At 32.9% G+C, this 11,816-nt stretch carries 10 protein-coding genes; 9 read left to right on the top strand and 1 reads right to left on the bottom strand.

Features of this window, described 5'->3' with window-relative positions; all coding sequences use genetic code 11:
- Positions 1-130: 130 nt before the first annotated feature.
- The 8 genes from IE056_RS17975 (at position 131) to IE056_RS17940 (ending at position 10,320) form a co-directional block, all read left to right on the top strand.
- Complete coding sequence (locus IE056_RS17975; protein ID WP_189606375.1) at positions 131-928, top strand: DUF4209 domain-containing protein; 798 nt, start codon at positions 131-133, stop codon at positions 926-928.
- A gap of 148 nt (positions 929-1,076) precedes the next feature.
- Positions 1,077-1,835, top strand: a complete 759-nt coding sequence (locus IE056_RS17970) for a DUF2971 domain-containing protein (RefSeq protein WP_189606374.1) — start codon at positions 1,077-1,079, stop codon at positions 1,833-1,835.
- 163 nt (positions 1,836-1,998) lie between these two features.
- Positions 1,999-2,871 (top strand): hypothetical protein, encoded by an 873-nt coding sequence (locus tag IE056_RS17965; RefSeq protein WP_189606373.1) that lies wholly within the window; start codon positions 1,999-2,001, stop codon positions 2,869-2,871.
- 174 nt (positions 2,872-3,045) lie between these two features.
- Positions 3,046-3,771 carry a hypothetical protein gene (locus tag IE056_RS17960; RefSeq protein ID WP_189606372.1) on the top strand — a complete coding sequence of 242 codons (726 nt, stop codon included), beginning with the start codon at positions 3,046-3,048 and terminating at the stop codon, positions 3,769-3,771.
- Positions 3,772-3,926: 155 nt separating this feature from the next.
- Positions 3,927-4,856 carry a DUF4238 domain-containing protein gene (locus IE056_RS17955; RefSeq protein WP_189606376.1) on the top strand — a complete coding sequence of 310 codons (930 nt, stop codon included), beginning with the start codon at positions 3,927-3,929 and terminating at the stop codon, positions 4,854-4,856.
- A gap of 476 nt (positions 4,857-5,332) precedes the next feature.
- Positions 5,333-7,177: a hypothetical protein gene (locus tag IE056_RS17950; protein ID WP_189606371.1), complete on the top strand. Its 1,845-nt coding sequence runs from the start codon at positions 5,333-5,335 to the stop codon at positions 7,175-7,177.
- Positions 7,178-7,319: 142 nt separating this feature from the next.
- A complete protein-coding gene (locus tag IE056_RS17945; protein ID WP_189606370.1) occupies positions 7,320-8,090 on the top strand; it encodes an Abi-alpha family protein in 771 nt (256 codons plus the stop codon).
- A 124-nt stretch (positions 8,091-8,214) separates the two neighbouring features.
- Positions 8,215-10,320 (top strand): reverse transcriptase domain-containing protein, encoded by a 2,106-nt coding sequence (locus tag IE056_RS17940; RefSeq protein ID WP_189606369.1) that lies wholly within the window; start codon positions 8,215-8,217, stop codon positions 10,318-10,320.
- 253 nt (positions 10,321-10,573) lie between these two features.
- On the opposite strand, the gene IE056_RS17935 is transcribed toward IE056_RS17940, so the two are convergent.
- The gene (locus IE056_RS17935; protein ID WP_189606368.1) at positions 10,574-11,122 is read right to left on the bottom strand and encodes a hypothetical protein; all 549 of its coding nucleotides are present in this window, start codon (positions 11,120-11,122) and stop codon (positions 10,574-10,576) included.
- A 64-nt stretch (positions 11,123-11,186) separates the two neighbouring features.
- On the opposite strand from IE056_RS17935, the gene IE056_RS17930 reads away from it, so the two are divergent.
- Positions 11,187-11,816, top strand: a 630-nt coding sequence (locus IE056_RS17930) for a LuxR C-terminal-related transcriptional regulator (protein WP_189606367.1), incomplete at its 3' end; no start/stop codon positions are given.

The raw sequence follows: 11,816 nt of genomic DNA, 5'->3' as shown, positions 1-11,816 counted from the left end.
AAAGTGTACATTTCTTCCTGTTTGCTCATAATAAATATTATTTTAGAGCAGCAAAGCTATCGGTAGAAAGTCAGCTAATCAAGATGCAGTTGGTGGGGTGGATACAATAGAACAGTCAATCTATTCCGAAATGCTTTCAAAAATTGTCATCCATACTAGTTCGACCTTGAATATTCCTGAACTAGTTGCCAGCCAAAATATTGAAGATTTTAAAAGTGGCTTCAATTTCTTAATAGACTTTCCAATTATCGAATCGAAAATGCTCGAAGCAATTAATGAAAAAAGGGACAAACATTCTTTTTTAGGGCATTTGTTTAAAGACTATGTACATATAACCAATAAAGGAACAGTAAGTGGTAAATCAAATGAAGAAAATTACTATTTAAATCTTACAAGAAGTCATTATAGAAATACCACAATTTCATTATTTAGAGAGATTAAATCTATCATGGATTTTGACCAACAATTGACAAAAGATTTTGTTTCAATGATGATTGTTGATTCTGAAAGTCGGTTTATCCCAAAAGATAGAGAACATTTTTTTATTGAAGGTATTCACTGTGGTTTTCAAAACAATTTTGTACATGCATCACATATCCTTATCCCTCAAATAGAAAATAGCTTAAAAAACTTAATCGAATTAAACGGACGAAACACCACAAAACTTGCAGAAGAAATTCAGAACGACAATACATTGGGAAGTATATTAAGCACAGACGAAAATAATAAGATGCTTAATAAAATTTGTGACCGAGATTTAATTTTGGAATTGAACAACTTTTTAGTTGATGGAAATAGTGTAAACTTCAGAAATCGATTATGTCACGGTCTAATTTCACCTTTTGAAACCGATTATTACGGAATTTATTTATGGTGGCTCGCTCTAAAAATGGTTAAACAAACAAATACATATTTTACAATTCCATGATAAAACACCTACTGCTAACAGCTAAAAACAATGCTCAAACCTGTCTCGATTCAAAACTCCGTGCTCCCTTGCTCAGCGGATTGTCCGCAGGACAATCAAGCCCGCCAGCTCGCACAGTTTTTACACGAGACCTTAGTCACAATTACCTATGAAGGAATTTGAAATTGACCAAGAATATAGATTGGAATTAAATTCAAAAACAGGTAATTGGGATACGTATCAAAATGACAAGCTTTTGTCTAAAACAGCTGATAAACTATATAAATATTATTCTTTAAATCTTAATAATATTGATAGCCTGTTTAGAAATTATTTTTACTTAGCTAATCCTGGTGATTTTAATGATCCTTTTGATTGTAATATTAATTTGGTTGAAGATGTTTCAAATCTTGAGCAACTTAAATCAGTTAAAAGAAACAACTATAAAAATATTGGGGTAACATCATTCTCAGAAACTATTAATAATCATCTAATGTGGGCTCATTATGCGGATAATTATAATGGTTTTGTACTAGAATTTGAAGGTGATGGAATTGATGTCAAAATGCCTAAAGAAACATTTGATAAGAAATCTCTAACTCGAGTAATTTATCCAGAGAAACCTGTAAAAATCAAAAAGAATTATTCATTTGCGATGCATTACGTTTTAACTACAAAATTTAAGCAATGGGAATATGAGAAGGAATGGAGAATTATTGCAGAGCTGAATAAGAAAACTAGAACTATAGAATATTTTCCCGAAATCGTAAAAGGAATTTATATTGGTCATAAAATTCCAGATAACAATATGAATCTCTACGAATTACTATTAGAGATTCAAGAGTTAAGGTTCCCAAATGTTCCAATTTATGTAGTTTATCCACATACAACGGATTTAAATTTGACTTTCGAAAAAGTTTGGAATTAAGGTAACAGTGGCTCACAACATATAAAAACAATGCTAAAACCTGCTTCAATTTGAACCTCCGTGCTCGCTTGCTCAGCGGATTGTCCTGCGGACAACTGGGCTCGCCCCGCTCGCATGGTTTATACGGGACGTTAGCTGTAAGCGGAAAAAAATTCTGAATTTGATGACTATTGATTATAATTGGTTTTTTGCATCGTTCGCTCAATGTGGAGCTGCACTAATTGCTATTATTGGAGCTTTTACTATTTCTAAATTATTAGGAGAAGGAGATAAAAAGGAAATTCAATCAAACAAGCTCAGTAATTTTGCTATTTCATTTGAAAAAATTCGGAAAAAAATTTCAAATATAGATTTTGAGTGGTATGATGAAACTTTAATAGAAATTAGTTCAAATGTAGATGAAGCCATAAAATCAGGTGTTTTCGAAAATTTAAACCGCTCAGAAAAATTGAAAGAATTATTTAAAATCGAACCTAATTTATTCAGAACTGACAAGTGTATTTTGACCTTAAATAAGGTAATAAGAGAAAAAATACCTGAACAAGACTATGGGTTTCCTCATTCTATTATGCAAAACATAGAACCTGTTGGATTAAGAAATCAGTTAGAATTAGAAAGAGAAAAGATTAATGAGCTAAAAATAGAAAGTGAATATCTAATAGCAAATTTTAATAAACTGAAACTGGATATAGAGATTTCAAAAAAAGGGATTAAACCATTAATAATTACTCTGATTTTTTTAATAATAGGTGTGGTTCTAATCGTAATCTACCCATTGCATTTTTTGCCATTAAAAATTGATGAAATTCCAAAATTAACTATTTCTCCGAAAATATTATATGGCAACTTCATCTCTACAACTGGTATTCTTCTTATTATTTTGACGGTTTTCATCGAAGGATTATTTATATATTTTCTTGTCCTCATTTTTAGGATACAAAAAAGTTACGGTTTTTTAAAATTACGTCTTTTACCTAAGTACTTTGAACTGAAGTCTTATTCAAAATATTTTAGAAAATATCTTATTCCCTATTGAAAGCCAGTTGCTAACAATCCATATAAACAATGCCTTTATCAGTCTCCAATCGAAACACCATGCTTGCGGATTGTCCTGCAGACAATCGCTTGATAGCCGATTATTCTGCGGACAATCACGCTCACCAGCTCGCCCTTTTTTATATGAGACATTTACAAAATTGAAAAAACAGAAATGAAATTAGGAGAGGATTCCAGTTTAGAGATTTTAAGAAAATCTAAAGGAAAGTTAGTCCAGAGTTTAAGAGAAAAATCTCCAGATTGGAGCGACTCTGACGATAATGAAATCAATTTGTTCTTGGATATTAATGCTAAGAAAAAGTACGTTTTTTCTAACTCTGTAATTGATACACTTCATACAATTAAAGTTCAGGATGAATTCGACTGTAATATTCTTAAGGAAAGAAAAAGTTCAAACGGAATAATTATAGTGGACTCTACTGAGCTTTATATATTTCAAGAAGTAAATGAGAAGCTAAAAGTGATGAATTTTACGGTTTCCTTAAAAGATAATTATTCTGACCTTAAAATTTTCACCTTCAATTTGAATGACAATGAAAAAATAATCGCAGAAGATATCGAAACGGAAGTATGGAAAAAATTTCTCAGATGTTTAATCTATTTAGATTTTCTCCCCACAGAAATAATATACATTAACCCAAAAGAAAAATTTGGTACAAGAAAACAAGGGAAGGTCATTAACCAAACTGATCATAAAGTAATCCTGGTTACGAAAGCTTGGAACCAGGAGTATAAAACAAAACCAAATACAACTTTCTATAGTAAACCTCATTGGGGAATCAGATGGTCAGGGGTTGGAAGAACAATTCCTAAGGTAACTTTTATTAAAGGATCTCTAAAGGAATTGAATAAACCAGCAGAAAAAGAAACGAAAAGATAAAATTTTGCCCATCTGGATATAAATACAACGCTTAAACATGTCTCAAATCGAAATTCCGTACTCGCTTACTGCGCTTGATTTTCCTGCGGAAAATTAGGCTCGCCAGCGGCACTGTTTTTATATGGGACTTTGTAGGCAATTTAATAGAGTGAAATATTAAAAAGAAAAGACAACATTATGTTTGGAGGAATTATCTAAGATCTTGGTCTAATTCTAAGGATATAATCCCTGCTCTCATTAAAAAAGAAAAGAAAATTGCTACACCAAATTTAATGGGTGTTGCACAAGAAAAATTCTATTATTCACTTGTAGAATTTACTGTTGAGGAGGAAATTGTTCTAAAACAATTAATTTCTAATTTAAGTAATGATGACACAAAAGAAATTTACCAACAATACTTCGATCTCTTTACAACTTATTCCAGATTCAAGAGAATTTTAGAATCCAAGGACCTTCCAACAAAACATAAATCTGAAATAGAAGAAAAATTGGATCTAATGAAGATTAATCTGATGGAAGATTTTCATTCGGATTTCGAAAGTTTCGGACATAAATTGATGCTGGTCCAAAAGCCTGAAGATTTGATGTTTTTGGAAGATGAAGAGTATTTAATTAAAACTTTAATTTTTTTATGCTTTCAATATGTGCGGACTAAAAAGATGAAGAATACTTTTAGCCAGAAATTTGAAAATCACTTGACCATTCTTCCAAAATATTTTCACGTACTATCATTTGTGTTAGCCACAGGAATGGCGAACGGACTGAGATTTTATAAACAAACGAAGTTTATTTTTATTGAAAATATTTCCAAAGTTGATTTTATAACTTCCGACCAACCGATCACCAATTTACTTGAGGATGAAAGAGATGAATTGGGGAATATTAAATCATTAGAATTTTATTATCCCTTAAGCCCAAAAGTTGCTCTAAAAATTCATTACAAAGATGAGGGATTAAAATTCGATCATATTAAAGCAACAGAGGAAAAAGTAAACTGTTTAAATCACATTGTTTTCAACAGATCCGAGGATTTCATATTTGCTTGTACCACTAAGGAACTTGAAAATTATAAAAACTGCCTATAACATATAAAAAACAACCCTAAAACCTGTCTCAATTCGAAAGTCCGTGCTCGCTTGCAACGTCTGATTATGAGTAGCGGACAATGGAGGTCGCAAGCTTGGCTGTTTGAATAAGTTGACACCACCTCTTCGTCCCGATTAACAGCTCAAAAGAATGGTATTTTAGACGTTCTGAGAGGTCTTAATCTTCCAGATGTAATCTACTCCATAATAAGATTTCAGAGCCTAGAGACGTCTTATTAGGTACTCCTTTAACTTCTTTATCAGTTTTTTCGCAATTAGGTTGACATCAAGAAACTTTTTGAAAAACCCACGCCATTCTGTTTTTATTCTTATTTCAAATTCCAAATAATTTCCAAAGAAGAATTACCAAGCTGTAATCTTTTTTTTGATATATTTAACACTTCCTATTAAGTTAAAGCAAAAGACCCCCTACCTCTCATTGCACAAAACTTGATTAACTCTTAATAAAGAAAACAATGAAGTTAGAGAAAATCTTGGATCGCCTGGGTTCAATAGAGAAAAATTCGTTCATAAAGGTTATAGACAACATAATCTCCAGTAATCCTAAGAACGCTAAAGAAATTGAGAAAATCTTAAGCTCTGCAGATAGGGGACTAAAATCCGCTGACAGTAGAAATATTTCTAAAGTATTTTCATTAATTAATAATGAATTTTATGATTACTTGATGTGTGAATTTCAGGATACATCCTCTCAGCTCGATATTCTGACAGATATAATTATTCAGGACGGCAATTGTATAATGAAGCAGGACTGGTTTTCAAGATTATATGAAGCGGAAATTCGGAACTTAAAGACAAAAACGAAGAAACTCCAGGAAGAATTAAAAAGCGACAAATCTGATATTTCAGAGGAGCGCAAAAGAGACTACACCATATATTCGGCCTGTCTTAAGACGTCTTATCACAACGATTTAGAGAACAATAGGGATGCCAGAATATCTTCAGACGAGCTATCAATTATTCTGACCTTATCTCAGGAGTTAGAACTATCTCAAGAAGAAATCAAGCTTATTAATTATTCGATACTTCCCATTAAAAAGGAGGAAGTGCTGGATGTGATCAATAACTTAAAGAATATTGGTGTGCTGTTCTTTTCAAAAAAAGAAAATACCATTTATGTTGCAGATGAAATGGTAAGAGTACTGCGAAGAGTCAGGGAAAAAGAGGTAGCCGACAAGTTCTTACGCAGAACCCTGAGGATACTTCGGGAGCCAGTAATCAATCAAATAGCTCGAAAACATAACATCAATAAAGACCTTCGCTTTTCTGAAAAAATTGAAGAGATCATCAAGGAAGGAATTTCTTTTACAGGGCTGTTGAAGAATGACATACATAAAAAGGGAGCGAACCTAACAGAGAAAAAGAGTGAATTAAATAAACTGTGTGAGAAGAGCTTAGGAATACAGAACCTCCGAGGAAGCACCATTGAAGACAAAATTCAAAGCTTAGTCGAATATTTTGATAATGTTGAGAACGATGAAAGAATAAATATTGCTCTTGACGGATATGAAAAAATGTTAGCGGAACTAAATATCTCTTTGCCTAAGCTAAACAAGCAAATTCAGAAACAATTTGTGCTACAGGAGGAGTTTGTTTTACATGCTGAATTTCTTCTTGATTACAACATAAAACCGAGGGACATTCTTGATCTAATTGCAAAGGATGATTTGAAGCTATTCATCTCCGAGAATGGAATCAAACAACGTGGTGATGATATTTTGAACATCCTAGAGCACTATAAGGATGCAGAGAACCTTTTCCTCGAAAACTATGAGAAGGTCGCTTACAGAGACCTTAATGGATTAAAGAGCAATGGTATTTCAACAAAAGAAAGTGAGTTGGGGCTAAAGTTCGAAGAGCTGACCAGGAAAATCTTTACAGAGCTGGGATTTAATGTAGATGAGGATTTGAAGAAGCGCTTGAATACCAATAAAGACATGGTGGATATCCTATTACATATTGAAAACGGAGATGTAATTATTGTGGAATGTAAGACAAGTAAAGAAAGAGGCTACAACAAGTTTAGTACAGTTTCAAGGCAATTAAAGGCCTATAAGAAATTAGTTGAAAAGAATGATAGGCGTGTGGTGAAAATTTTACTTCTTGCTCCTGAATTTAGTGATGATTTCATAACAGACTGTGAGATGAATACTGAATTAAATCTTTCTTTAATTACAGCTTCATCCTTATTGCAAATCCATGATGCCTTTAAATCCTCGAGTCATAAGCAGTTCCCCCACGTGCTTTTTAGGGATGTACTTATAAATGAAGATAGAATAGTAAAGGCGCTTAGTAAATAATTTTCCATTTTCTATTATCGGAGCTGTCGACTGCCAGTCCAACAGAAAGAGAAATCTTCCCTAAACCCTATTTTGAATGCTGTGAAGATTGCCATAAGCTTCACAATTTGTTCATCACGGTTTAAACCTTTAATCTAAATAAATGAGCAAAGAATTAAATTTAAAATCATCTACTATTGAAAAAGGTCTTGACCTCATCAAGGATTTTGCTTCAAAGTTGATTGGTCCAACTTTCGAAGAAGTTGGTCTATTAATTTCAGATAAAATTAAATATTTCAGATTTAAGAATCAGATTAACATTTTAATTAAGGCAGAAAAATATGTAAAGGAGAAAAATATTAAGATCAAAGCAATACCGACTAAGATACTTGTTCCTCTATTAGAGAGTGCCTCTTTAGAAGAAAACGAGGAAATGCAAGATAAATGGAGTTATATGATTGGGAACATTGCCGATTCTCAGCAAAGCTTACAAAATCACATCTTCCCTTATATATTAAGTCAAATATCCCTAAATGAATTTGAAAAACTTTTTGAATTTAATCAAAAGGAAAAATCTTTAATTCAAGAGGAAGTAAAATTTGAAAAAATGAAGAAAGATGGAGTTGCTTTCTTTGCCCAAGAGTACAGAGAATTGTTTTCAAGAATAAACGGACTTAAACAGGAAGGGTTTCTCATAGAAGGCCTAGAAGATTATGAATATTCAAACTTGGAAAGGTTAGGATTAATTAGGCAACTTCCTCCCAGAATAGTTATTGATGAGCTTGAAATCGAACATTTTGAAAAAGAAGGAAGCGAATATTATCCAATTGAAGCAGAATACGATCCAGATGATTTCGGCTTTCGAATTACTTCATTAGGTATTAAGTTCTTAATAGCATGTGAAGAACAAAGACCAGTGGCTAACGAGGAATAAAAACACTACTTACCTTAACTCAATCAAATGTCAATGATCGTTTGTAACGCCTGATTGTCTTTGGTTCAACAAGATTCGACAGCTCGCACTGTTGTTTGACAAACGATTTAGAAAATAAAATTAAATGAATCAATATAGTAGATTTTTAAGTCTAGAAAATTTTGAAATTGCCTTTTACAGATTAAAAACAGCTCAAAGAAATCTATACAAAACAATCTATTATCCAGATCTTAAGATTTTTGAGACGTTTCTTGAAAGTAACCTGCGAACCCTGATAAATCAAATAGAATCCAGTACGTACTCTCCAGAAAAGTCTAACAAATTATTCATTCCCAAAAAGAATGAATTAGTCAGGCCCCTCTCAGTTTTAAAATTTACAGATCTCATAGTTTATCAAGCAATCGCAAATGTTGTTGCCGACGTGACTTACGACCAAACAGCTCCGCTATATTCCAGAAAAATTTTCGGAAATATCCCTAATATTACGTCAGCGCCAGAGGAGGACCGAATATTCTTTTATAAACCTTGGAAGGCAAGTTGGAAGGACTTTTCCAAAAGATCAATAAAGTATTTTAAAGAAGGTTATGAATATCTTTCAGAGTTTGACATAGCTTCATTCTTTGATACAATTGATCATCAGATATTGTTAGAAATTTTAAATCTAAAATATTCTGTAGATGACAATGTTTTGATTTTGCTCGGTAAATGTCTGGAGACATGGACTGCAGATTATAACCATAAAGGTTTTCATTCAAAGCATGGGATACCTCAAGGGCCCATTTCTTCACCATTGTTTGCTGATATTTATCTAATGTATTTAGATGAAGAAATTACATCAAAAAAATTGGACATTCAGTATCTAAGATATGTTGATGATATTAGAATTTTTAGCAAAAATGTTCGCACCTCTAGAAAAGCAATAGCAGCTTTAGACTTAATTTCACGGGACATTGGTCTTATTCCTCAAGGTCATAAAATTAAAACAAAGAAAATTTTAGATATTGAAAAGGAGCTAAAAACACAAAACAATAGCTTTTCGGCAATAACCAAAGAATACAGAAAAAACACTGAGGGAAAGGAAAAAAATTCTATCAAATCAAAAACTCATAGGAAGCTAAAAACGAGATTTATTGATTGTTTTGAAGAAGATGACAGTAAAAGAAAAGAAGATTATCTAGATAAAACTGTTATAAGCTTTTCTCTGTTTAAATTAAATAAGGATGATGATGTCAAAAAGCTAATAATTTCGAATTATGAATTGCTTTTGACCCATTTCGATACAATTCTTTTTTATCTAAAGAAGCATTACGATGGAGATCAAGAGGTAATCTCTTTTTTAGAAGCAATTTTAATTGACGAGGATATCCTTTTCCACCATATAATAGCTCTAATTTTTAAGTGGTTTCCAAATCTTCAGTTTAATGAGAAGGTTTTCGGTACCTACGCAACACAAACAAATCGGAATTGGTTAGTAAGGTATTTCATGGTCGATTGGTTATATCAGAATAAAAAAACAGATTTGTTTGAAATTTTATTAAATGAAAATAATAACAACTATTTCATTAAACGGAAAATAAATGAATATAAATTTATTTTATCTGGTGATCTTACCTTCAAAAAGTACTTTACCATAAAATTACTTCAGGAGAAGAATGATATTTTAGCTTTACAAGGACTTTATCTTTCCTTAAGAAACTTAATGATTTTTCTAGATATTGAGTACAGTAATGATTTAAACTCATATGTAAAAGCTATTAAAGGTGGAGATTTCGACGACTTCATAACTAAAACTTTGAAAGAAGAATATAAAATTCAAAATTCTGAAACCTTTTTTAACAGAAACATCTGGAGCTCCGATGAAACATACAAGGAGCTTAATGATAACCTGATTGCCTATGAGAAGTTTAGATTTAGTGAACCTGCTATTGCAATTCTAAATCTTAATAATTTCAACAATCTATGTTTTGATACAATTTGTGCCCGTCTAAAAATTAAGAAAGCAGCTAATGAGTTTGGAGTAAATCTAAATGCCAAAATTATTGAAGAAGATTTTCCTAAGACAAATCGATACTGGGAGGAAATAAATTCGAAAAGAAATCAAAGAACTGATGCACATCCTTATGATAGGTTCGGTAAAATAAGGGTAAAAATAAAAAGAGAAGAACTTATCAAATTGCACCATAAACAGCTGGAAGCTTTACAAGAAATTTGTAATTATAGAAACTATTAGGATGTTCTTTTAGACGTGATATTTAAAAGAGTTTTCTTACTCTAATTTAGGAGGGGTCTACTGGTCCTGATTCTCCTAAGTATAAAAGAGAAAAAGGGAGTTGACAGAACTCCAATTCTCGAGATCTGCCAGCTTCCCAGGAGCTTCACGCAAATTTTTTCAAGTAGAAAAAGGTTAAAATTTTATGTCAAAGCTATGTTGTATAAAATATGTTGCAAGGGTTATCTACGAAGGTAAGAGGAGCGGAAAAATTTCAAATAACAAAGTTTTCATTTATTAATTTTTTCTGCTCTCGAAATTTTGGGGAATATTTATCCACAGTTTTTTTTGCAAGACCTGTCTTTTCAGCTATCTTCTTATTGGTCACCTTTCCGTCATTGTGTAAGTCCCAATCGTCCAAACATTCATGTATTTTTCTTAAGGTTTTATTTCTTTTATTTCTACCTGCTACTTGAGCACCTATGATTTGGCGCTCTTTTGTAGAGACGTTTTTTGAAAAAACTACATATCGTGGCCAGTTCTCAATAGGGATCAGATCTCCTTCTTCAAGTTTTTGTATGATGTCTCTTTTGATTTTATTAATTTCTGACTCGGGCAGAGACTCTGAACATCTCTTGTCTAAAACGTCTATAAACCATATTGCATCTTCTAATGGATATTCAGGACTAAGCTGACCCCTCTGAAGCCTACCTTTTAGGTATCTGTCATTCCGGCGGATGCTGACCCCTTTAGAAAATAAAAAAGCTGGCTGGAAAAATGATTCAGGAGCATGTTGACCCCCCGAATTTTTATTCAGGAGCATATTGACCCCTCAGCTTTTTGTATTGGTTTTGGTTTATTTGATGGATACCATCAAAAGATAAGTAATGGCCGGAAAACCAAAACGAATGAGTCAGGTAAAGCAAATACTTCGTATGCACAAACAGGGCAAGGGCATAAAAACCATTGCCAGGACCCTCTCGATCAGCAAGAATACTGTAAAAGGATATATTAAAAAGGCACGTGCAGGCGATCTTTCAATGGAAGCTCTATTGGCAATGGAAGACCCGGTACTGGAAGGGAAAATATGGCCCGGAAACCCAGCTTACAAAGACGAGCGTTACGAGCATCTTAAGACACAGCTGGAATACTACAGCAAAGAACTTAAAAAAGTAGGTGTTACCCGGCAGTTGCTCTGGGAGGAGTATAAAACAGGTAATCCTTATCCCTATAGCTATGGCCAGTTCTGCTGGCACCTCCAGCAATACCTGCGCAGTGGAAAGCCTTCCATGGTATTGGACCACAAGCCCGGTGATAAGCTTTTTATTGACTACGCCGGAAAGACTTTATCTTATATTGATAGGGATACCGGGGAAGAGATCGAAGTTCAGGTGTTTGTAGCTTGCTTGCCATATTCCGATTACTGTTTTGCCCTGGCGGTGCCCAGTCAGAAACTTGAAGACTTTATTTATGCACTTGGCTGTTGTTTAAAAGATCTTGGCGGAGTTCCCCAAACC

It is taken from the genome of Salinimicrobium marinum (genome assembly GCF_014651535.1).
Lineage (GTDB): Bacteria > Bacteroidota > Bacteroidia > Flavobacteriales > Flavobacteriaceae > Salinimicrobium > Salinimicrobium marinum.
The sequence above is the reverse complement of the archived record's forward strand: the minus strand, read 5'-3'. Positions and strand labels throughout refer to the sequence as shown.

What these genes read in the sequence shown, in the direction of transcription:
- IE056_RS17975 (WP_189606375.1), top strand. Translation starts at nt 131, where the DNA reads ATGCTTTCAAAAATTGTCATCCATACTAGTTCGACCTTGAATATTCCT.
- IE056_RS17970 (WP_189606374.1), top strand. Translation starts at nt 1,077, where the DNA reads ATGAAGGAATTTGAAATTGACCAAGAATATAGATTGGAATTAAATTCA.
- IE056_RS17965 (WP_189606373.1), top strand. Translation starts at nt 1,999, where the DNA reads ATGACTATTGATTATAATTGGTTTTTTGCATCGTTCGCTCAATGTGGA.
- IE056_RS17960 (WP_189606372.1), top strand. Translation starts at nt 3,046, where the DNA reads ATGAAATTAGGAGAGGATTCCAGTTTAGAGATTTTAAGAAAATCTAAA.
- IE056_RS17950 (WP_189606371.1), top strand. Translation starts at nt 5,333, where the DNA reads ATGAAGTTAGAGAAAATCTTGGATCGCCTGGGTTCAATAGAGAAAAAT.
- IE056_RS17945 (WP_189606370.1), top strand. Translation starts at nt 7,320, where the DNA reads ATGAGCAAAGAATTAAATTTAAAATCATCTACTATTGAAAAAGGTCTT.
- IE056_RS17940 (WP_189606369.1), top strand. Translation starts at nt 8,215, where the DNA reads ATGAATCAATATAGTAGATTTTTAAGTCTAGAAAATTTTGAAATTGCC.
- IE056_RS17935 (WP_189606368.1), bottom strand. Translation starts at nt 11,122, where the DNA reads ATGCTCCTGAATAAAAATTCGGGGGGTCAACATGCTCCTGAATCATTT.